The organism is Psychrobacter immobilis, from assembly GCF_904846175.1.
Classification (GTDB): Bacteria; Pseudomonadota; Gammaproteobacteria; order Pseudomonadales; family Moraxellaceae; genus Psychrobacter; species Psychrobacter immobilis_E.
This window is the reverse complement of record NZ_CAJGZM010000006.1, coordinates 43,990-65,972: the sequence shown is the minus strand read 5'-3', so window position 1 is coordinate 65,972 and position 21,983 is coordinate 43,990. Positions and strand designations below refer to the sequence as shown.

18 protein-coding genes are annotated in these 21,983 nt (G+C 43.4%); 1 reads left to right on the top strand and 17 read right to left on the bottom strand.

All coding sequences use genetic code 11. The annotated features are described in order from the left end of the window. Positions 1-89: 89 nt before the first annotated feature. The 9 genes from JMW39_RS09290 to JMW39_RS09250 form a co-directional block, all read right to left on the bottom strand. A complete protein-coding gene (locus JMW39_RS09290; RefSeq protein ID WP_201546214.1) occupies positions 90-896 on the bottom strand; it encodes an enoyl-CoA hydratase/isomerase family protein in 807 nt (268 codons plus the stop codon). 60 nt (positions 897-956) lie between these two features. Next, positions 957-2,567: a carboxyl transferase domain-containing protein gene (locus JMW39_RS09285; protein ID WP_201546213.1), complete on the bottom strand. Its 1,611-nt coding sequence runs from the start codon at positions 2,565-2,567 to the stop codon at positions 957-959. Positions 2,568-2,692: 125 nt separating this feature from the next. Beyond that, positions 2,693-4,447, bottom strand: coding sequence for an AMP-binding protein (locus JMW39_RS09280; protein WP_201546212.1), 1,755 nt, complete (start codon positions 4,445-4,447; stop codon positions 2,693-2,695). A 278-nt stretch (positions 4,448-4,725) separates the two neighbouring features. Beyond that, a complete protein-coding gene (locus JMW39_RS09275) occupies positions 4,726-6,483 on the bottom strand; it encodes an AMP-binding protein (protein WP_201546211.1) in 1,758 nt (585 codons plus the stop codon). A gap of 343 nt (positions 6,484-6,826) precedes the next feature. Beyond that, positions 6,827-8,062: an FAD-dependent oxidoreductase gene (locus tag JMW39_RS09270; protein WP_201546210.1), complete on the bottom strand. Its 1,236-nt coding sequence runs from the start codon at positions 8,060-8,062 to the stop codon at positions 6,827-6,829. 205 nt (positions 8,063-8,267) lie between these two features. After that, the gene (locus tag JMW39_RS09265) at positions 8,268-8,987 is read right to left on the bottom strand and encodes an amino acid ABC transporter ATP-binding protein (protein ID WP_201546288.1); all 720 of its coding nucleotides are present in this window, start codon (positions 8,985-8,987) and stop codon (positions 8,268-8,270) included. Between the two features lie 209 nt (positions 8,988-9,196). Next, positions 9,197-9,868, bottom strand: coding sequence for an ABC transporter permease subunit (locus JMW39_RS09260; RefSeq protein ID WP_201546209.1), 672 nt, complete (start codon positions 9,866-9,868; stop codon positions 9,197-9,199). Further along, positions 9,865-10,611, bottom strand: coding sequence for an amino acid ABC transporter permease (locus JMW39_RS09255; RefSeq protein ID WP_201546208.1), 747 nt, complete (start codon positions 10,609-10,611; stop codon positions 9,865-9,867). The genes JMW39_RS09260 and JMW39_RS09255 overlap by 4 nt, the downstream gene beginning before the upstream one ends. 108 nt (positions 10,612-10,719) lie before the next feature. Next, the gene (locus JMW39_RS09250; RefSeq protein ID WP_201546207.1) at positions 10,720-11,703 is read right to left on the bottom strand and encodes a glutamate/aspartate ABC transporter substrate-binding protein; all 984 of its coding nucleotides are present in this window, start codon (positions 11,701-11,703) and stop codon (positions 10,720-10,722) included. A gap of 408 nt (positions 11,704-12,111) precedes the next feature. Here JMW39_RS09250 and JMW39_RS09245 point away from each other — a divergent pair, with 408 nt between their 5' ends. Next, a complete protein-coding gene (locus JMW39_RS09245; protein ID WP_201546206.1) occupies positions 12,112-13,092 on the top strand; it encodes an Hsp33 family molecular chaperone HslO in 981 nt (326 codons plus the stop codon). 145 nt (positions 13,093-13,237) lie between these two features. Here JMW39_RS09245 and JMW39_RS09240 read toward each other — a convergent pair whose 3' ends face one another. The 8 genes from JMW39_RS09240 to JMW39_RS09205 all read right to left on the bottom strand — a co-directional run bounded on the left by JMW39_RS09240 (position 13,238) and on the right by JMW39_RS09205 (position 21,854). Then, the gene (locus JMW39_RS09240) at positions 13,238-14,707 is read right to left on the bottom strand and encodes an alpha/beta fold hydrolase (RefSeq protein ID WP_201546205.1); all 1,470 of its coding nucleotides are present in this window, start codon (positions 14,705-14,707) and stop codon (positions 13,238-13,240) included. A 344-nt stretch (positions 14,708-15,051) separates the two neighbouring features. After that, positions 15,052-15,777 (bottom strand): fumarylacetoacetate hydrolase family protein, encoded by a 726-nt coding sequence (locus JMW39_RS09235; RefSeq protein ID WP_201546204.1) that lies wholly within the window; start codon positions 15,775-15,777, stop codon positions 15,052-15,054. 85 nt (positions 15,778-15,862) lie between these two features. Next, positions 15,863-16,588 carry an ABC transporter permease gene (locus tag JMW39_RS09230; RefSeq protein ID WP_201546203.1) on the bottom strand — a complete coding sequence of 242 codons (726 nt, stop codon included), beginning with the start codon at positions 16,586-16,588 and terminating at the stop codon, positions 15,863-15,865. A 12-nt stretch (positions 16,589-16,600) separates the two neighbouring features. Continuing rightward, the gene (locus JMW39_RS09225; protein WP_201546202.1) at positions 16,601-17,350 is read right to left on the bottom strand and encodes an ABC transporter permease; all 750 of its coding nucleotides are present in this window, start codon (positions 17,348-17,350) and stop codon (positions 16,601-16,603) included. A 483-nt stretch (positions 17,351-17,833) separates the two neighbouring features. Then, positions 17,834-18,778: an ABC transporter substrate-binding protein gene (locus JMW39_RS09220; protein ID WP_201546201.1), complete on the bottom strand. Its 945-nt coding sequence runs from the start codon at positions 18,776-18,778 to the stop codon at positions 17,834-17,836. A 130-nt stretch (positions 18,779-18,908) separates the two neighbouring features. Beyond that, positions 18,909-19,850: a transporter substrate-binding domain-containing protein gene (locus JMW39_RS09215; RefSeq protein WP_201546200.1), complete on the bottom strand. Its 942-nt coding sequence runs from the start codon at positions 19,848-19,850 to the stop codon at positions 18,909-18,911. A 122-nt stretch (positions 19,851-19,972) separates the two neighbouring features. Continuing rightward, entirely contained in the window at positions 19,973-20,773 is an 801-nt protein-coding gene (locus tag JMW39_RS09210) for a transporter substrate-binding domain-containing protein (RefSeq protein WP_201546199.1), read from the bottom strand. Positions 20,774-21,056: 283 nt separating this feature from the next. Next, positions 21,057-21,854, bottom strand: coding sequence for an ABC transporter ATP-binding protein (locus JMW39_RS09205; RefSeq protein ID WP_201546198.1), 798 nt, complete (start codon positions 21,852-21,854; stop codon positions 21,057-21,059). Positions 21,855-21,983 lie beyond the last annotated feature (129 nt).

Here is a 21,983-nt window from a genome sequence, read left to right as displayed (position 1 = left end):
ATATATGCTGATATTCACATACGACTGGTTTAAATTAAATAGTATTTATTTTTAATTTATCGTCAATTTGCCGAAAGTCTCTTCTACTATTAATCTGCTGTCAGCCAATCAGGCTTGCGCTTCTGTAAAAATGCTTGCACACCTTCTTTGCCTTGCTGTGATGAACGAATATCAGCGATACCTTTGACGGTGTCAGCAATTAGCTCATCGGTAATCGGTGCGACCGCGACTTCATGCAATAAACGTTTGCAGGTCTTGACCGCATCTGGGCTGTTTTTGACCACTGTAGCGCAGAATAGAGCAACTGCCTCATCAAGTGATTCCTCACTGACACGCTCATGAATAAAACCTAATTGACGCGCCTTTTTAGCATCGAATACTTCCGCGCTTAAGAAATAACGCTGCGAGGCTCTAGCACCTAATGCGCGTATGACATAAGGGCTGATGGTCGCTGGCGCCAATCCTAAACGCACTTCACTGAGGCAGAAGTTGGCGATTTTAACCGCAATGGCCACATCACAAACGGCTACCAAGCCCATGCCGCCTGCATAGACGTCACCTTGGATAGCGGCAACCGTTGGCTTAGGGCACTCATAAACGGTCTTGAGCATTTGCGCGAGTTTATCAGCATCGGCTAAATTTTCTTCATAGCTATAATCTGCCATTGCACGCATCCAATTAAGATCCGCACCAGCACAAAATGCCTTACCCGCAGCCGCTAAGACGATAACACGTACATCATCATCTGCACCAAGCGTGGTGAAAGTCTCGGTCAGCTCGGCAATCATTTCATCGTTAAAGGCGTTACGTATCTCAGGACGGTTTAAAGTTACCGTCGCGCTATGCTGCTCAACGTTAACCAATAGGCTTTTATAATTATTCAGATTTTTTTGCATAACCTTCTCTATTTTTATGTATTTATGAGCGCTAAATGACTGACGATATTCCATTTAATGCTACATTCTAAAGACACCAAAAGTTGTCTCTTCAATCGGTGCGTTATAGGCAGCGCTCAGCCCTAATGCCAATACATTACGGGTATCAGCAGGATCAATTACGCCGTCATCCCACAGTCTGGCAGTGGCATAATATGGATGACCTTGCTTTTCATACATATCGAGAATCGGGGCTTTAAATGCCGCTTCGTCCTCGCTACTCCATTCCTCACCTTTGCGGTCGAAGTTGTCACGCTTGACCGTTGCTAATACCGAGGCTGCTTGCTCACCGCCCATCACAGAGATACGCGCATTGGGCCACATCCATAAGAAGCGTGGGCTATAAGCACGTCCACACATGCCGTAGTTGCCAGCACCGAATGAGCCGCCGACAATGACAGTGAATTTTGGTACTTTGGCGTTGGCTACCGCCATGACCATCTTGGCACCGTGACGAGCGATACCTTCATTTTCGTATTTACGCCCGACCATAAAACCGGTGATATTCTGCAAGAACACCAACGGGATTTTACGCTTACAGCACAGTTCAATAAAATGCGTGCCTTTTTGCGCTGATTCACTAAATAAGATGCCATTGTTGGCGATAATACCGACTGGCATACCTTCGATATGAGCGAAACCACAAACCAGCGTCGTGCCAAAGCGTGCTTTAAATTCATCAAACGCACTGTCATCGACGATACGGGCGATGATTTCTTTGATATCAAAGGGCTTGCGCTTATCTGTTGGAATGACGCCATATAGCTCTTTGGCATCATAGCGTGGTGGACGTGGTTTGATTTGATTCGGCACTTGCTTCGCAGGACGGTTTAGATGACTGACGATATTACGGGCAATCGATAACGCATGGGTATCGTTTTGCGCTAAGTGATCAACCACGCCTGACAGACGCGTATGCACATCGCCGCCACCCAAGTCCTCAGCCGTAACTTCTTCGCCGGTTGCCGCCTTTACCAATGGCGGACCACCTAAAAAAATGGTTCCTTGGTCTTTAACGATGATAGATTCGTCGCTCATCGCCGGCACATAAGCACCGCCAGCCGTACAGCTGCCCATGACCACGGCAATCTGTGGAATACCAGCGGCACTCATATTGGCCTGATTAAAAAAGATACGCCCAAAGTGCTCTTTATCAGGAAATACGTCATCTTGGTTGGGTAAGTTAGCGCCGCCCGAGTCCACCAAGTACACACAAGGTAGGTTATTTTCTTGCGCAATTTCTTGTGCACGTAGATGTTTTTTGACCGTCATTGGGTAATAAGTACCGCCTTTTACGGTGGCATCATTACAAACAATCATACACTCAGTGCCGTTAATGCGACCAATACCAGCAATCACGCCAGCCGCTGGAATATCTTCGCCATACATATCATGCGCCGCCATCGGCGCCACTTCTAAGAATGGTGTGCCGACATCAAGCAAACGCTCAACACGCTCGCGAGGCAAGAGTTTGCCACGGGCTAAATGCTTGGCGCGCGCACGTTCTGAACCACCTTGGACAATTTTACGCAAGTGCACATATAAGTCGTCGACCACCTCTTGCATAGCGGCACTGTTTTGCTGAAATTCAGCGGCGTTTGGACTCAATTTACTGGTTATGATAGCGCTCATGATATCCCTTTTCTTTAATGCGTCAATGCGAGTAATTTTTTATAAGAGTTATTCTAACTGCTTGTTGTTTTAGTCTTTACTAATATAAGTCATTAGTAAAATAAGAAATAAAACAGCTCAAGTTTTTATAAGCCTAATTCTTCTTTCATCTGTTCAATGATTTTATATTTCTGAATTTTGCCAGTGATGGTCATCGGGTACTCAGTCACAAAGCGATAATAGGTCGGCACTTTATAATGGGCGATATGCTCACTACAGAATTGGCGTACTTCTTCTTCCGTTAAGCAGCCCTCTTCTTTAGGAATAATCCAAGCAGCCAATACTTCGCCATAACGCTTATCGGGGATGCCAACGATTTGTACATCACGGATTTTGGGATGGCGATAGAGATAATTTTCGACTTCTACTGGATAGATATTTTCACCGCCACGGATGACCATATCTTTACTACGACCAACAACTTTGACATAGCCGTCTTCGTCCATGGTTGCCAAATCACCGGTATGCATCCAGCCGTCTTGAATGGCTTCGCGGGTTTTAAAACGACTGCCCCAATAACCTTTCATCACCGAATAACCGCGAGTCAGCAGCTCGCCAGTCTCCCCTAAAGGTACAATCTCACCTGTTTCGGTATCGATGACTTTCACTTCAAGCGCAGGTTGCACGAGTCCTACAGTCGATACCTGCATCTCAAGTGGCGTATGCTCATTGGTCTGGCAAGACACCGGACTGGTCTCAGTCATTCCATAAGCAATGGTCACTTCCTTCATGTGCATCTCATCGATGACGCGGCGCATGACCTCAATCGGACAGCTAGAGCCAGCCATAATGCCAGTACGTAATGTCGATAAATCAAAGTTTTTAAATTCAGGATGGTCAAGCTCAGCGATAAACATCGTTGGAACGCCATGTAGACCGGTACATTTTTCTTCTTCGACTGCTTTTAATACTGATAATGGCTCAAAACCATCGTTTGGATAGACGATACAACCGCCATGCGTCAGAATCGCCAAATTACCAAGAACCATACCGAAGCAATGATATAACGGTACCGGAATACACAATCTATCTTCTTCGGTGAGATTCATAGCCTCACCAATAAAATAGCCGTTATTAAGAATATTGCGATGGCTTAAAGTGGCACCTTTTGGCGTACCAGTTGTGCCACTAGTGAACTGTACATTGATAGCATCGGTATTTTTAAGCTGGGCTTGGCGCTCTGCAACACGCGGATCGTTGGCATCACCTTCAGCCATCCAAGCCGAAAACTTCTGCATATAATTAAACTCTTCATCAGAGTTTGGCTCATCAATCCAAATAATGCGCTCAATCGTCGGAATCTCGACCAAATCAAGCTGAGTATAATCTTTATGATAAATCTCAGGGCACAGCTCGCGAATCAGACTCGCATAGTCGCTGCTTTTGAAATGGCGCATCAATACCAATGCTGAACAACCCAATTTATTCAACGCATATTGTAGCTCAAAGGTACGATAGGCAGGATTGATATTGACCAAGATAACGCCGGCTTTCGCGGTGGCTAATTGCATCAGCAACCATTCGGCATTGTTGTGCGACCAGATACCGATGCGATCGCCAATCTCAAGTCCCATCTCAATCATACTGCTTGCCAGCTGATTGACTTGCTGCTGTAGCTCACGATAAGTCCAACGGATATTTTGGTGACGCACGACCAGTGCTTCACGCTCAGGATATTTAGAAACGATGGCATCAAAAAAATCGCCGATGGTCGCTTCTATTAGCGGCACATCAGGGCCTTTATCATAGCTTTGGGTGAGTGGCGCATTTGCCGAGCGTGCACCCATATTGATGCTAGGAATGTTAGCTAGGATAGTATCGAAATCAATATTTTGCGTCATAACGAGTCCTTTCGTTTTACTTTTTATGGTGCTTATTGGTCGCCTATGACCTCTTCATTCTTCCTTGAACAAATCTTGACTGGCGTGAGCTACTATACCGCCTTAAATCGAAAGCTGTCAATAATAGTAATACAATATGTATCATTTAAGAAGAAGATATAAAATCAATTTATCATTGATTGCTAGATGACGAGTCTTTTATGTGACTTAAATGACAAAAGCCAGCCTTATACCATAATAGTAAAAAGCTGGCTTTTCCAGTGATTAATAGTTTCAAGTTATCCTAGACCCAATTCCTCCACCATTTGCTCAACGATTTTATATTTCTGAATTTTGCCAGTGATGGTCATCGGGTACTCAGTCACAAAGCGATAATAGGTCGGCACTTTATAATGGGCGATATGCTCACTACAGAATTGGCGTACTTCTTCTTCCGTTAAGCAGCCCTCTTCTTTAGGAATAATCCAAGCAGCCAATACTTCGCCATAACGCTTATCGGGGATGCCAACGATTTGTACATCACGGATTTTGGGATGGCGATAGAGATAATTTTCGACTTCTACTGGATAGATATTTTCACCGCCACGAATGATCATATCTTTACTACGCCCAACCACAGTGATATAGCCATCTTCATCCATCGTTGCCAAATCACCGGTATGCATCCAGCCATCAGTAATTGCCGCACGGGTTTTAAAGCGGCTGCCCCAATAGCCTTTCATCACCGCATAGCCATACGTATGTAATTCGCCTGTCTCTCCAATCGGTACGACTTGACCCGTTTCAGTGTCAACGATTTTAACTTCAAGCCCTGGCAGTACCATCCCTACGGTAGAGACTCTCTTCTCAAGTGGCGTTTGCGAGCTGGACTGACAGGAAGCTGGACTGGTCTCAGTCATGCCATAAGCAATGGTCACTTCCTTCATGTGCATCTCATCGATGACGCGGCGCATGACCTCAATCGGACAGCTAGAGCCGCCCATGATACCGGTGCGCAAGCTGGACAAATCAAAGCTATCGAAGTCTGGATGATCGAGCTCCGCGATAAACATCGTCGGTACACCAAGCAAAGCGGTACATTTCTCCTCTTCGACCGTCTGCAATACCGTTAATTGATCAAAACCATCATTAGGATAAACTACACAGCCACCATGAGTTAAAATGGCGAGATTACCGCCCACCATGCCAAAGCAGTGATACAGCGGTAATGGAATACACAGCCTATCATCACAGGTCAACTTCATGCCTTCGCCAAGAAAATAGCCATTATTCAAGATATTACGATGGCTTAAGGTGGCGCCTTTCGGTGTCCCTGTTGTGCCACTAGTAAACTGCACACTAATAGCATCAGTATTCTTAAGCTGGGCTTGGCGCTCTGCGACGCGTGGATCATTGGCATCACCTTCTGCCATCCAAGCCGAAAATTTTTGCATAAAGTGAAAATCTTCATCACTGTCTGGCTCATCAATCCAAATGATGCGCTCAATCGTCGGAATCTCGACCAAATCAAGTTGCTGATAATTCTTATGATAAATCTCAGGACACAGCTCACGAATCATCTGCGTATAGTCGCTGCTTTTAAAATGACGCATCAATACCAATACCGAACAGCCCAATTTATTCAGCGCATATTGCAGCTCAAAAGTACGATAAGCAGGATTGATATTAACTAGAATTACACCGATTTTTGCTGTTGCTAATTGCATCAGCAGCCATTCAGCATTGTTATGCGACCAAATGGCGATACGATCGCCTATCTCAAGTCCCATCTCAATCATGCTACTGGCCAACTGATTAACTTTTTCCTGTAACTCACGATAAGTCCAACGGATACCTTGATGGCGGGAAACCAAGGCTTCACGCTCAGGATATTTATCGACAATCGCATCAAAAAAATCCCCAATGGTCGCTTCTATCAGCGGCACATCAAGTCCTTTATCATGGCTTTGACTGAGTGGCGCATTTACTGAGCGCGCACCTACATCAACTTTTGGAACATTATTAAGAATACTGTCAAAATCAGTAAGCTGAGTCATAACGAATCCTTTCGTTTTACGGTTGAGGGTTTTTAGCAGTGCTATAAAAATAGGCTACCAAATTAAATGCGATATTTTTCCTTGAATACTTTTTAATGAATACTCTTTATCGCTATGGATTTATCACCGCAGATTCTGATTAAACTAAACTAAGTTTTAACCAATAATACGGTGCTTTAAATTAAAGAATATCAATAATAATACGATATGTATCGATAATATTAGACTGAAGGGTTCTTAAGTCTAATATCGATAAAAGAGATGCGCTAGATATAAACAAAAAAAAGCCAGCACTGCATTAGAATGGCAGCACTGGCTATGGGGCTTAGCGTTTTTTTAATAATTAAACGTTGGGCATGACAGGTGCTTTGATGGTTACCGTTGCGCTGATTGCATTATCATCATCGAGCAAGTCCATGATGAGCTCTTCATCAGTTTCAGTCTTTACCTGCCAATTACCAGACGCTTGCGGTACGCCTGTCACCATCACCGAAATTGCTTTATTTTTTAGGCGAATCATCGGTGGCTTATGCTCATAGCCACTATGCTCTAATCCCAAAATATCATCAGCAATCGTCGCTGCTTGTGCGCGCAGTGGCGCGACATAACGACAAGCGACGCCATTGATCGACATACAATCGCCAATGGCATAAATATTATCGGTAGTAGTACGTAACGTTGGTGCATCTACCTCGATGCCAGTACGGCGATTAAAATCAACCCCAGCGGCGGTTGGCAATGTACCATCAACGGTCAGACCTGTACTCGCAATCACATGGTCGACGATTAATATATCAGATGAATGAGCCGCAGTTTCTTCTGAATGAGAAGCAAGCGACTCATAACTAACTTGTAGCTTTTCACCCTCACTATTACGAGTGACACCAGATACTTGATAACCACCTAAAAAGTTAATGCCCTGCGACAGCACTGCTTTGGCAATACGAGCAGTAGCTTGTGGCGGTAGCATCTGTGATAACGGCGCGTCATTCAAATCAATTAGTGTCACCTGATGACCGGCTTTTAATAAGTCTTCGGCGATTTCTGTCCCAACCATACCAGCACCAACGATGGCAACGTGCTGACTGCCAGTTGCCAGCTTCTCTTGTAATTGTCCAAAACGCTCGATATGATTGACATGCCAAACCAAATCCTCTGGTAAGCTCTTAGGAAAGATAGGATGAGCGCCCATTGCCAACACCAGCTTGTCATAGCTGATGGTTGCATAATTAGTATAGACAGGATCTGAGCGCAGCGCTGAGATAAGCTGTACGGTTTTAGCAGTAGCGTCGATATCCGTCACTTGCGTATTAGCAATCAAGTTAATATTTGCAGCTTCTGCTGCATCAGCACCTGTCGCCCGTACCAAATCCGCTGCATTTTTCTGTTGGCTAATGGCCATCGTTAGCATGGGTTTATGATAACGGTCGCCATTATCAGAAGTGACTAAGGTAATCGGAATGTCTTTATCCTTTACGCGGATAGCATCAATCACGTGCCAGCCGGCTAAGCCTGCACCGATGATAACGATACCTTTAGATGCTGCTTTTGTCGATGAAAGCATATTTTCTGAGCTCATACTGACTCCATGATAGATGATAGATTATTTTATTTTTTATAATAGTAGCTATCATTGTATCAGTAAACAGGTATTCACTCACGTATTCAGTAATGTAGTTATTTACATAGCTATCGACATAGTTGCTAGCAATAAAAAAGCGTCTATTAATATAATAGACGCTCTTAATGAATTAAATCTAAATAACGCTGTGAAAATTTAAGAGTTAATGATTGAGAATTTTTGATAAGAACATTTGCGCGCGGTCACTTTTTGCGCCTTCAAAGAATTCATCTTTACTACAGTTCTCGACGATATGACCTTCATCCATAAAGATAATCCGGTTGGCAACTTGATTAGCAAAACCCATCTCATGGGTGACACACATCATGGTCATGCCATCACGGGTCAGTTCAATCATGACATCAAGCACTTCTTGAATCATCTCAGGATCAAGCGCTGAGGTTGGCTCATCAAAGAGCATCGCCACTGGATCCATCGCTAAGGCACGGGCAATCGCCACGCGCTGCTGCTGACCACCGGATAGCTCAGCGGGATATTTTGCCGCCTGAACCGTTAGCCCAACGCGATCTAAATAAGCCATGGCTTTTTTCTTAGCTTCGTCTTCTTTACGACCCAATACTTTGATTTGGGCAACGGTTAAATTATCAATAATCGTCAGATGCGGGAACAGCTCAAAATGCTGAAACACCATACCTACTTGACTGCGTAACTTGGGCAAATTAGTTTTCGGCGCACCCACTGAGATACCGCTTACCATTATCTCGCCCTTTTGAAAAGGCTCTAATCCATTGACAGTCTTAATGAGCGTTGACTTACCACTACCCGATGGACCGCAGACCACCACGACATCGCCTTTATGCACATGCGCAGTACAGCCAGTCATCACCTGAAAATCGCCATACCATTTACTGACATCGGTCATCTTGATGACAATCTCATCGCTTGCATGACCATTGTCGGTGACCAGTCCACCAAATTCATTTATATACGTGTCAGCATTATTAATCACCGGCTCATTCATCACTGGCTCCTAACCACATTATTTTTACAATTATTAAATAGAGCTATTCTTACGCAGGTTTCAATACTTAGGTTTCAATACTTAAGTTTCAATACAGAGGCAGCAAGACCTTAAAACCTTAAACGTTTTTGCAGTTGTTGCACACCAACAGAAGCGCTCAAACTGATGATAAAATAAACTGCCCCTGCCCCAAGTATATACGGCGTCAATAAGCCCATCAGCTCTCCGCGTACATAAGCGGCACGGAAAAAATCCGTCAAACCAATGGCAAAAACTAAGGTCGTATCTTGGAATAAAATAATACATTGCTGCAAAATCAGCGGTAACATCTTGCGAAACGCTTGCGGCAAAATAATCAAACGCATCGTTTGCCCATAGGTCATACCAAGCGCTTTTGCAGCATTGACCTGCCCACTACCAATAGATTGAATACCCGCCCGCACCACTTCTGAAAAGTATGCCGCTTCAAACATCATGAAAGCGACAACACAAGAGGTAAAGGCCGTATCTAGTTGTAAGTATTTACCGGCAATCCAAAAATAAATCATTGGCACCGCAAAATAAAACCATAGCAATACTAATAATAACGGTACAGAACGAAAGTAATTGACGTATAGCTTAGCGGGTATCTCAAGCGCTTTGATACCGGACAAGCGCATCAACGCCAATACTGTTCCTAAGCTGATGCCGCCTAATATTGCTAAAAACAATACCTTTAAAGTCGTCAGCATGCCACCCATCAAACCAGGGTAAGCCGTTGCAAGTTCGGTCATCATATTCATTTTTGACTCCCTGCAATCAGCCCAGGCACACGCAATTTACGTTCAATCAACCCCATAATGGCAATTAATGACAGATTAAATACCAAATAAATAATGGTCGCATAGGTATAAATCTCAAGACTGTTTTGGGTATATTCACTAATGGTTTTAGTCTGACTAATTAACTCCATGACCCCTACTAAAGACGCAACCGAGGCGTTTTTAAAGCAGTTGGTCAGCTCCGAGCTCAGCGGTGGCAAAATAACCCGAAAGGCTTGTGGCAGCAGCACTTCTTTATAAGCTTGCGGAATACTAAAGCCAAGCGCGTAGGCGGCGTTGATTTGTCCTTTTGGCAGCGACTCGATACCAGTACGTACTTGTTCAACAATACGAGCAGCGGTAAATAAACCTAGACCGATACTGGCTGACAGCATGGCTGAGGTATTTGGAGACAAGTCTTTATACCACCACTCTTGTATAGAAGGTGTTAGCCAACCGGGGGCGATATAAAACCAGAAAAACAATTGTACCAATAAAGGAATATTACGAAAAAAAGTCACATAAGCGGTGCCAATAGCACGCGCGCCTTTATTCGGTAAGGTGCGCATAATACCAAAGATGGTACCAACCACCATGGCGATTGCCCAAGCGATACTACCAATCAATAACAACCAGCCGAGACCCGTAATCATCCAATGGATATACAGCTCGCTACCGATACCGGTTTGCTCAAAGAGCACACCCCAGTTCCAGCTATAGTTCATAATTGTCTCTCCGAGCAACGGTTAAAAAGCCCACGCCTCAGACTGCTATCAAGAAACTTGACAAACAATCTGAAGGCGTAAGCATGCTATGTTGAGGGACAAGGAACATTATTGTGCAGTGGCAACTTTTGGCTGATCACTATCATGTGGATTGGCAATCAAAGCTTTTAAGTTATCTGACATCTCAAACTTTAGGTTGACATTTTTTGGTGGAATAGGATTCATAAACCATTTGTCATAAATAGTATTTATCTCGCCTGATTTAAAGACATTGGCTAATGCTTCATCAACCACCGCTTTAAATTCCGGATCGTCTTTACGCATCATACAACCATAAATCTCAAACGATTGTGGCTCACCAACGATAACCCATTCATCCGGATTTTTTGCCTTGGCTTTTTCGCCCGCTAGCAATACATCATCCATCATGAAAGCATCAGCACGGCCGTTTTCTAACATTAAGAATGCTTCGCCATGGTCTTTTGCTGAGATGATATTGATATTCATCTTTTTGTCATCGTTGTATTCACGAATATAACGCTCTGATGTCGTACCGGCAGTCGTGACCAAGGTTTTGCCTTTTAAATCATCAAAGCCTGTGATACCTGAATCTTTTTTGGTTAATAGACGCGTACCGATTTCAAAGAAGCCGTTAGAGAATGCAACTTGCTTTTGACGTTCTTCATTGTTGGTCGTTGAACCACACTCGAAATCTACCGTGCCGTTCTGTACCAATGGAATACGAGTTTGTGAGGTAATTAAGTTATAGCGGATTTTTAAATCCGGCATATTGAGTTTTTCTTTGACCGCCTCCACCACTTTCATCTCTAAATCATGCGCATAACCGATTGGCTGATTTGGATCATCAGCGATATAGGAGAACGGAATAGAAGAGTCACGGTGACCGACTACAATAGTACCTGACTCTTTAATTTTTTGTAGGGTACCGTTGGTATTTGCGGCCGCTTCTGTTGTAGCTGCACCATCTGCTGGCGTCGCTTCAGTATTGGTTTGATTGCTATTATTACAGCCCGCCAAGCCAAGCGCCATAAAGGCAACCAGAGTCAGAGGTTTTGAGATTAAGTAGCTCATGAGATACATCCTTTTATCACATTATCACAAAATTAAGAGGGGACTTTGGCGTTGTTTAAGCCATTACTCGACTTTATATTGGTCATTAAACGACTTTTCCGCCGTGCATCCGTGCTTGTTGCTGTTAGTTATCACTATGCAACTTAATGTTACTGTACAACAATTTGAGCGGTGGGGGTAAACTTTTTTTAATGAGACTGGTATTTTAAGACTTTCGGTTTTGTAGCATCAATAAACACTCAATAAATTAGGCAGTAGTGACCATCAACTTAGCGTTATTTAAAAAATTAATACCAGCATATATCCTTTATGAATCACTTAAATTAAACCAATAACCCAACCGCTATGATTGATAAATAACGATTAATCCCCATAAAGCTAACAACTTCTTAATACTAGCTATGACCTATGACACAACATACTCAAGCCCCAAATACAGATAACCAAACGGTTGCCAATAGCCATGATAACGATGTGCGCCAACGCTTTTTTATCGAAGATTCACCAGTACGCGGCGATGTGGTACGCCTATCGCGCAGCTATGCGACGACGATTGCGCAAAAACCTTACCCAGAAGCGATTAAGCGCTTATTGGGTGAGATGCTGACGGCAGCAAGCTTGCTCATTAGTACGGTTAAAATTAATGGTCGTTTATCGATTCAATTGCAATCATCGGACAGCGATAGCTTGCTCAATTGGGCGATGGCAGAATGCGACCAAGACGGTATCATCCGTGCGCTTGCCAGCTGGAAAAGCGACACTGACGAGCAAGTGCAAGCATGGGAAAATATGACCCATGCTAAAGAAGCGTTTGCTGAATTGGGCGCTGCTGGTCAAGGCGTATTGTTTATCAATATCCAGCCTGATGGCGGCGAGCCGTATCAAGGTATCGTTGAGCGTAGCCATGATAATTTGGCTGATTGCTTAGCGCATTATCAAAAACAATCGGCGCAGATTCCGACGCTGATTAATTTGGCGTCCGATGGTTTGCAAGCCGGTGGTATCTTGGTGCAAATGCTGCCTCGTACGGCTGAAGAAACTTATGAAGTCGAGCAAAACCAAGACGCCGGTATCGATGATGATTTGTGGACGCGCTTAAGTGTATTGACGCGGACGCTAAAAGAAGAAGAGCTAACCACGCTTGATACCAACGAGATTCTTTATCGCTTATATAATGAAGAAAAAGTTGTTGCCCCCGACCCTGTCTCTTTATCCTTTGGTTGTACTTGTTCACGCGAGAAGTGTGAAATGGCCATCGAGCAAATCGGTGAAACTGAAGCCTTGGATATCGTTGATGAGCAAGGTGGCACTTTTGAGATGGATTGCGGATTTTGCGGTGAAGTCTATAAATTTAACAAAGACGATGTGGCGACAATTTTCGCTGAGTAGTATTCAATTATATTTCTTTGTGATTATTTGATTTTTCTTAATTAAAATAACCCTCAAGTGTGAAGCTTGAGGGTTTTTCTTTTTTATCATGCTAGGCTTATTGCTCTAAACTTATTAACCATTATATCAATGAGTTTAAGAATGCTTAATCTGCAACTTCGTCTATTTCTGGATAAGAGTAGATACGGTCTTCAAGTGCATATTTCGCTTCATGCACGTCCCCCTGCCTATTAGCTAATAACCAAGTAACGATTTGCTGATGTACCCTATCGTTAGAAATTAAGTTCATATGATTGACGCCATAAAAAATCGCCTTATGACCCTCTGGCACATTCAACGTATGCTCTTCGGTATATTCGCCAAGCGCTGACTCTACCGAAACCAGTCCATCGCCAAGTAAGCTTGTGGTTTTAGATTTATAATGAACCTCGACCAGAGCCGCCGCCACCAAATAGGTATTCACATGCAAAGGCAAGCGTGTTGGATGGCGAAATTCTGCCGGCAGCACACTGCGACCTTCGGCAGATTTCCAGTCCGCATCGCGAATACTGCCATAACGCAAATCAATAATTCCTGCGCTACGCAAATCACCCAGTTTTGCCAGCGAACCTGCAAAAGGCAGCTTAGCGATTTTATCTTGGACAAAATGACCAATCTGCTCCAAGCTTGCGCCATGATGCGGCGAGCCTAAAGTGATAAGATTACTGACGCGTTTGACCCAGCTAAACCCTTGCTCTTTACCATAAAACAGCGCGCTACGACTCAGCAAACCGCCCATGCTATGACCGATTAAATCAAGCTGGGTAATATCAGGATTATTTTCGACCAAATCTTGCAAGACTTTTGCAAAGCTACGCCCATTACTGGAGATACGTCGACCGGTATTATAGTTCAAATACAATACCGTGGTATTTGGCAGACTGCTACTCAGTGTTTCAGCCAAATCACCTTCGTCTGATATCTGCCAACTCAAATGACTCATACAAAGCCCATGGCATAAAATAACCACCCGCCCTGATAATGTATCGGTTTGCACACCATTGTATTTGTCATATAGCACCATCGATACTGCCAATGGATTATGATGAGTGACAAGGTGATCGCCCATGACACCATTTAAGATATTAACCATACGGCGGAGGTTTTTTGGTAACGGCTGTATTTTTTTAGGCTTTAAAACGGTGTTATAAAGCCGCAGTCCGGTGGCAAGATTATTACCGACCAATTGCATTGCTTGGCGTACCGTACCATAAATGCGACCAGTGATACCGCGCTGCCAATGCTCAATATTGCCTTTATTAAAGCGACCTAAAGGACGTAGCAAAATCTCACGATGGATGGCTTCTACGATATCAGTGACTTCCACCACGCCCATCGTAGCTAGCTGAGCCAAACCCTCAAAGAAATCAACCAAAGAGATAGGATGATGCGGTTTGCTATAGCTGTTATCGACCATTTCTGCGCTTAGCTCATCGACATAAATATATTCGAGTTTCGCCAGCTCTTCATAGACATCGCCTTGAAAATCTTCATCAGCACCCGCTTCGCTATCAGGGGGACGCCGAGTGGTGGCAAATAAATCGTGAATGCTTTCTAAAGGTCTTGGATTGAGCATAGTTTTGATACATCAAACAATGAAGGAGATTTTCCATACTAGCCTGTAAATGCTCTAAACAGAAGAAAATGATTTAATTATCCCGTATATTTATTGTCAGGATGGTTAAAAGTGTATGAGCAAATATATTATTTACAGTTTTTTCTCAATGTTTTTATCAGTAAAATATAAAATTATCATGCTAAATTTTTAGCATAAAAAAACCCCAAATATTATTTGAGGTTTTGATAATGATTAGCAGGCTTGTTATTTAGAGCATTATCGTTGAAAGCATTATCGTTGAAAGTATTGCCATTAAAGGCATTGTGATTAATACAATTTATCATTCACAGTTAACTAATAGCTTATTTAACTTCTGCTTGCCATTCATGAGCGCCCAGTTTTAAGCTTAATTGGTCACCCACTTGCAATGCGCCCACACCGCTTGGCGTACCAGTCATAATCACATCGCCTGCTTGCAGGCTAAAGGCATGACTGATATTTGCCAATAACTCATAAACAGGAAATAGCATTAAGGCACTATCGCCGTCTTGCTTGAGCGCATCATTAATAGTCAGCTGATAATGCACATTTTTAAAATCATCAAATACTTGCGGGTCAAGCCAATCGCCAAGCACGCAGGCGCCATCGAAGCATTTAGCGCGCTCCCATGGATGACCTTTTTCCTTTAGCTCAGTTTGCAGCTCGCGCAAGGTCAAATCTAAGCCCAAGGTTACGCCACCAATGGCTTGCTTAGCTTCTTCAATCGTTGCTGCTGATAAGTCTGCGGCTAATTGCACACACAGCTCTGCTTCATAATGCGTTTCACCATACAGCGCTGGATTTGGACAGACCACGCCCTGACGGATAGAAACCACCGAAGAGGCAGGCTTCATAAATAATATCGGCGCTGTTGGTACTTCATTGCCTAATTCTTGAGCATGCGCCGCATAGTTACGACCGACGCAGACCACTTTACCAATAGCTGCACGTAAACGCTCATTGGTATGATGAATGCTGTCGGCAGTATTATCATTACTAACGCCCGCAGCAATCGCATCGACTAAAGACATATGTGGTGATTGGCTCATATTAGACTCTCATGGAAATTTATAAAATTATAGTTATTTCTTTATTCTATAAGTGCTGCCACTTTTATATTTATTATCAATATAATTAAGGAATCGTATTGGTCATGACATCAGGTGGCACATAGCTGGCATGGCGGTTCATGCGTTTTTCGAACAATCTAAAGCTAAACAAGATAACCCATGACAGCAATAGGTAAACGATACCAGCAGCAAAGAACAATTCCATCAAGGTATAAGTACGCGCACTAATCGTACGAGCGACGCCCGTGATATCCATCAAAGCGATGGTTGATGCCAGCGCACTGCCCTTTAGCATAAAGATAACTTCATTACTATAAGCAGGAATCACAATACCAAAAGCGCGCGGTAAAGTAATACGGGTCAGCTTTTGCCATTTTGACATACCAATCGCATCGGCGGCTTCAAGCTCGCCCACAGGAATATTTTGGATAGCACCGCGAATAATCTCGGCTAAATAGGCACTGGTATTGAGGGTAAAGGCAATAATTGCACACCAGTAAGCTTGGCTAAGCACGGGCTCCCATAAGAATGAGTTGCGCACCGCTTCAAACTGCCCAAGACCATAATAAATCAGGAATATCTGTACCAGTAGCGGCGTGCCACGGAAAAAGAAGATATATAAAAACGGTAAAACTTGCACTAGCCAATTTTTGGACAACCGCAATAACGCCAAAATCAAACCAAAAAACAGCCCAATAATGCCTGAAAATACCACCAGCTGTACGGTTAATACCGCGCCATTTAATAAATCAGGGATATGGTCAAAAATGACCTGCCAATTCCAATCCATAGTATCTCTCCTCTACCCTATGGTCGATTGACTGTGAGTGGTTTGATGGGGGCTAGTTTGACGGCTGAGCTTTTTGGCATAACGCGCCGCCGGATTGGCGCGCCATTCAAGCCACATCATAAAGCCAGTAATCAACATCGTCAGACCCAAATAAATAATCGCCGCTGCCATATAAAAGGTAAACGGCTGCTGTGTCGACTGCGCTGCACGCGAGGACTGATACATGATATCTTTGAGACCGACAACCGAGACCAAGGCCGTATCTTTAAGCAACACCAAAAATAAATTCCCCAGGCCTGGCAGCGCAATTTGCCATACTTGCGGCAAGGTAATACGATAAAAGGTCTGAAAAGGACGCATACCAATCGCTTGCGCCGCTTCACGCTGCCCTATCGGAATCTCTTGAATCGACATGCGAAAAATTTCAGTCGCATAAGCACCAAACGCAATAGACAATGCCATCACCCCGCCCCAAAAAGCACTAATCTCGACATAGTCGTTATAGCCGAACTTTTTGAGGATGCTCATCAGCACGATAGAGCCACCATAGTAGATAAACAGTACCAATAGCAGCTCAGGAATCCCGCGCATCGTGGCGGTATAAACCGTCGCAAGTTTACGCAGCAGCCAAATATTAGACAGCTTTGCTGTGGCACCGAGCAAACCTAACGCCATACCGATGATCAGACTGGTCATAGCAAGTTTTATGGTGACGGTTGCGCCGCTTAGTAATAGCGCGCCAAATCCTTGTAAATCAAACACAATTATCCACTCAGTCTCTTTATATTAGCAATTTGCAAAATATGAGTTAAAAGAATCAGCATCAATAGCTGAGCGCTGCCAATAATCGTCTGCTAGACCAAATAGAGCTTGGCCTTTTACGTCATAGAATGACGTCAGATAAATACGATTATTGCGGCGGTAATTGACACAGTAGAAATGAGCGCTGATTTTATCATATTCGCCACCAGCTATGTTAATACTGACATATAAAAGCGCTGTCTAAATAGGTGCTTATCAGCATAAATATCAAATAAATTCGTGAGATTTGATAAAAGTTGACCGTCAATCACACTTAAAACGCAATGATTTACTATAAAAAGCAAAAAAGACATCACTATTATAGTGATGTCTTTCAATTAAATATATTTATGCTTCAATAGCTTTGCGCTTAAATATCTTGATACTTATTAAGACAGTATTCATCCATGATGCTGATGTATCAAACCATCTAGTATCAAATCATTATTGTGCGGCGCTATCTACCGTTGTTGCTGTTGTTGGCGTCGCACTTACTGGTATAGCAAAATACTTTTGATTGATTTTATCATAAGTGCCATTGGATTTTAAATTGGCCAATGATTGATTAATTTTTGCTTGTAGTTCTTCATCATTAGGACGCACGGCAATGGCAAAGTTATCATTAATGTCAATCTCATCGCCTTTTAGCACATAATCACTACCTGACGCTGAGCCAAGCCACTCTAGTGCCGGCAGTTTGTCAGATATCATGGCATCGACGCGACCTGCACCTAAATCCAAAAACGCATTACTCAAGGTATCATAGAGCTTCATATTGGCTTTTGGATAAGTATTTTCTAACCACTGCGAAGAGATAGTTGAGCGCTGCGCGGCTATAGAATGTGCATTTATATCGCTGCTATTGGTTGGATCAAAGCTGCTGTCTTTTTTGGCTAAAAATACCAACGCATTGCTAAAGTACGGATCAGTAAAGGCAACTTGCTTTGCGCGCTCAGGCGTCACCGACATTGCCGCGACAATAGCATCATACTTACCAGCTTTAAGCCCAGGAATGATACCGTCCCAATCTTGCGCCATGATTTCGCAGGTCATCTTCATATCAGCGCAAATAGCATTGGCAATTTCAACATCAAAGCCGCCAAGCGTCCCATCAGCATTGGTATAATTAAAGGGTGCATAAGCGCCTTCGGTACCGATACGCAGCACATTATCATCTGCCGCAGCAGTATTATTTTCTGTTGCTTCTGATGTTTTAGTTGTCTCTGAGCTAGCGGTTTCGTTAGACTCGTTTTGACCATTGCTGCAACCGGCTAAGGCTAACATTGCAGCTAAGGCTAGCATCGGTTTTGGCTTTAAGAAATGCTTGCTAGCAAATAAGTTAGTAGTGGACGTACTAAATATACTGGCTGAGAGAAGATGGTTGCTCATAATCATCCTTGATGTTGTTGCTTGGTATTATTAATTAGTAATATATTATAAATGGCATAAAGCACGTTTTAGGTAAAACGTGCTTTATTAAAACCAGCGCTTATCTAATAGAACTTTGTTAAAAGCTATCTTAATTAGTCGCCGCTTCAGCTTGTTCTTCTTTGGCAATTACCGCATTGGCATCGACATTACCATCATCAACGACCACCACTTCTTTGACACCGTCAGTCGCTACGGCTTTTTGCGCCGCCGCTGTTGAGGTGGTACCAAAATAGCTACCAGTGATTTGATCATAAGTGCCGTTGTCTTTTATTTCAGCCAATGCTTTATTAAACTTAGCAACTAATGGATCGCCTTTGCGGAAAGCAATACCCATCGCATCATCACTGGTGCTGATTTCTTGACCTTTGACTTCGTAGTCTTTGCCCGCTTCGGTTTTCAACCAATCGATGCCCGTTACTTTATCAGACATCATGGCACGCACACGACCTGAGGTTAGATCTAAATAAGCATTGTCTTGAGTATCATAAAGTTTGATATCAGAGTCAGCGTGTTTTTCTTGCAGATACTGTGACGCAACCGTTGAGCGCTGTGAAGCAATCGGCTGACCTTTTAAACCTTCTACGCTAATATCATCGCCTTTTTTACCGATTAGGATGATACCAGTATGAAAGTACGGGTCGCTGAATTCTACCACTTCTTTACGCTCAGGAGTGATTGACATACCAGCGATGGCAGCATCAAATTTCTGCGCATTCAGCCCTGGAATCAAACCATCCCAGTCTTGCGAGATAACTTCACACTCGGCTTTCATTTGCGCACATAAGGCATCGACCAGCTCAATCTCATAGCCGATCAATTTACCATCAGCGTCAGTATAGCTAAAAGGCTTATAGCTTGATTCTGTGGCAATCTTTATATGCAAAGGCGCCTCTTCGCTAGCCGCATCAGTGGCTGCACTGTCTACCGGTGCTGAGCTGTTATTACAAGCAGTAAGCATAAGCATCGCTGCACTAAGGGGTGCAAGCCACAAGGCTTTTTTGCTTATTGATGATGTCATTGAAGTAATCATAGGGGTTATTCCTTAATATATTGACCAGCCGTTTATTAATCCGCAATGGGTCAGTCATTCGTTAGCCAACGCTCTCAAACAGTATCTTAGTTAAAGACTACTTCAAAAGCGTCGCAAGCAAATTATTGACCGAAGTTTTCCTGTTCAAGACGAGCAAGCTCACCGTTACTACGGATTTGGCTCAGTGCTTTGTTAAAGCTGTCTTTGATTGGATCACCTTTACGGACAGCAATAGCAATATTGTCGTCGTTATCAATCTCATCACCCACGATACCGAAACCTTCTGGATTGTCCGCTAACCATGATTTGGCAGAGACTTTTTCAGCAAGTACCGCATCACTACGACCAGATTTTAGGTCTAAATAAGCATTGTCATAATTATCATAGAGCTTAACGTTGTTACCGTTTTTGCCTTCATAATTGTCTTGTAAATACGCACCTGGTGTCGTTGAACGTTGACCGCCAAGGGTTAGACCTTTGATGGCTTTAGGGTCAAAGCCGCCTTTGGTATCGGTTAGCCAAACCATCGTATTGGCAAAATACGGCTCGCTGAAATCGACCTTTTCTTGACGTTCAGCCGTGATAGACATACCAGCGATGACCGCATCATATTTTTGCGCCAATAGACCTGGAATGATACCGTCCCAATCTTGGGCAACGATTTCACATTTGGCTTGCATTTGCGCACACAACGCATTGGCAACATCGATATCGAAACCTGCCAAGCTGCCATCGGCATTGGTATAGTTAAAAGGAGGGTATGCGCCCTCAGTGGCGATACGAATGGTCTTGCCAGCCGTTTCTGCGGCAGGGGCATCAGCGTTGGTATCAGCAGCATCATTTGCTGGCTGACTACAAGCACCAAGCATAATCGCGGCGGTAACGGTCATCGATGACCACAATAGGCGAGAATTCGACATCATACATTCCTTAAATTCTGATGGGTTTTTAATATAGGCTTCTGATATTTTGTTCTCTGACGTCCCTGCCAGATAAGCAATTTAATTAACAGAAGACACAAGCAGCCGTTACTAGCAACTGCCTGTAAACCTTTTGATAATACCTGACTCAAATATCAAAAACAAACGTTTTGCATACCGACTGTGATTATTGAGTAATAAACGCTCTAAGAAAATTACGAACAAGCAATTTTGGCGTTTTAATTGTTTAAAAACCATTAAAATTAAAGCAATTGAACACTGTATTTTAGTTTTGGCGATGCGCTGCCATAAAGTCTTTGACGCGCTCGGACTTTGGATTATCAAAGACCTGCTCAGGCGTACCAATCTCTTCAATAACGCCTTGATGTAAAAACACCACTTTACTCGATACTTCACGCGCAAAACGCATCTCATGGGTGACAATCAGCATGGTACGCCCTTCTTCTGCCAGCTCGCGCATAACGGCTAGCACCTCATTGACCAGCTCAGGGTCCAAAGCAGAAGTCGGCTCATCAAACAATAGTACTTGTGGCTTCATCGCAAGCGCGCGTGCTATCGCCACACGCTGACGCTGACCGCCCGACAAGTTCGCTGGATAAGCGTCTTTTTTATCAAGCAAACCAACTTTATCGAGCAGTTTTTCAGCATCGTTAATCGCTTGGTCTTTTTTAATTTTTAGAACCTGCGTTGGTCCTTCAATAATATTTTGCAAAATGGTCTTGTGCGGCCACAAGTTAAAGTTCTGGAAAACAAAACCAACGCGTGCCCGTAAGCTCTCTAACTGCTTGATGTCTGCTGCTTGCAACTCGCCTGACTTAGTAGGTTTGAGAATCAGCTCATCGTTACCGATGATAATACGACCCTGATTGGGCTTTTCAAGCAGATTAATACAGCGCAATAAGGTTGACTTACCGGAGCCAGACGAGCCTAAAATAGAGATGACGTCGCCATCATAGGCAGTGAGCGACACTCCTTTTAGCACAGCCAATGAGCCATAGCTTTTATGGAGGTCTTGTAAATCTAAGGCGATAGGGCGAGTCGGATTCTTTGCAATATCAAGCATGGTTTAGCAGACTTCCAATAAATATGAGTAAAAAAGTGCGCTATCAAAAAGCTCTCTAAAGAGCCACTGTATCAATAATAACAGTATCGATAGTAGCCAGATCAATATGAGTCATTCGAAGCTAAAGGC

What these genes read in the sequence shown, in the direction of transcription:
- JMW39_RS09290 (WP_201546214.1), bottom strand. Translation starts at nt 896, where the DNA reads ATGCAAAAAAATCTGAATAATTATAAAAGCCTATTGGTTAACGTTGAG.
- JMW39_RS09285 (WP_201546213.1), bottom strand. Translation starts at nt 2,567, where the DNA reads ATGAGCGCTATCATAACCAGTAAATTGAGTCCAAACGCCGCTGAATTT.
- JMW39_RS09280 (WP_201546212.1), bottom strand. Translation starts at nt 4,447, where the DNA reads ATGACGCAAAATATTGATTTCGATACTATCCTAGCTAACATTCCTAGC.
- JMW39_RS09275 (WP_201546211.1), bottom strand. Translation starts at nt 6,483, where the DNA reads ATGACTCAGCTTACTGATTTTGACAGTATTCTTAATAATGTTCCAAAA.
- JMW39_RS09270 (WP_201546210.1), bottom strand. Translation starts at nt 8,062, where the DNA reads ATGAGCTCAGAAAATATGCTTTCATCGACAAAAGCAGCATCTAAAGGT.
- JMW39_RS09265 (WP_201546288.1), bottom strand. Translation starts at nt 8,987, where the DNA reads ATGACCGATGTCAGTAAATGGTATGGCGATTTTCAGGTGATGACTGGC.
- JMW39_RS09260 (WP_201546209.1), bottom strand. Translation starts at nt 9,868, where the DNA reads ATGAATATGATGACCGAACTTGCAACGGCTTACCCTGGTTTGATGGGT.
- JMW39_RS09255 (WP_201546208.1), bottom strand. Translation starts at nt 10,611, where the DNA reads ATGAACTATAGCTGGAACTGGGGTGTGCTCTTTGAGCAAACCGGTATC.
- JMW39_RS09250 (WP_201546207.1), bottom strand. Translation starts at nt 11,703, where the DNA reads ATGAGCTACTTAATCTCAAAACCTCTGACTCTGGTTGCCTTTATGGCG.
- JMW39_RS09245 (WP_201546206.1), top strand. Translation starts at nt 12,112, where the DNA reads ATGACACAACATACTCAAGCCCCAAATACAGATAACCAAACGGTTGCC.
- JMW39_RS09240 (WP_201546205.1), bottom strand. Translation starts at nt 14,707, where the DNA reads ATGCTCAATCCAAGACCTTTAGAAAGCATTCACGATTTATTTGCCACC.
- JMW39_RS09235 (WP_201546204.1), bottom strand. Translation starts at nt 15,777, where the DNA reads ATGAGCCAATCACCACATATGTCTTTAGTCGATGCGATTGCTGCGGGC.
- JMW39_RS09230 (WP_201546203.1), bottom strand. Translation starts at nt 16,588, where the DNA reads ATGGATTGGAATTGGCAGGTCATTTTTGACCATATCCCTGATTTATTA.
- JMW39_RS09220 (WP_201546201.1), bottom strand. Translation starts at nt 18,778, where the DNA reads ATGAGCAACCATCTTCTCTCAGCCAGTATATTTAGTACGTCCACTACT.
- JMW39_RS09215 (WP_201546200.1), bottom strand. Translation starts at nt 19,850, where the DNA reads ATGATTACTTCAATGACATCATCAATAAGCAAAAAAGCCTTGTGGCTT.
- JMW39_RS09210 (WP_201546199.1), bottom strand. Translation starts at nt 20,773, where the DNA reads ATGATGTCGAATTCTCGCCTATTGTGGTCATCGATGACCGTTACCGCC.
- JMW39_RS09205 (WP_201546198.1), bottom strand. Translation starts at nt 21,854, where the DNA reads ATGCTTGATATTGCAAAGAATCCGACTCGCCCTATCGCCTTAGATTTA.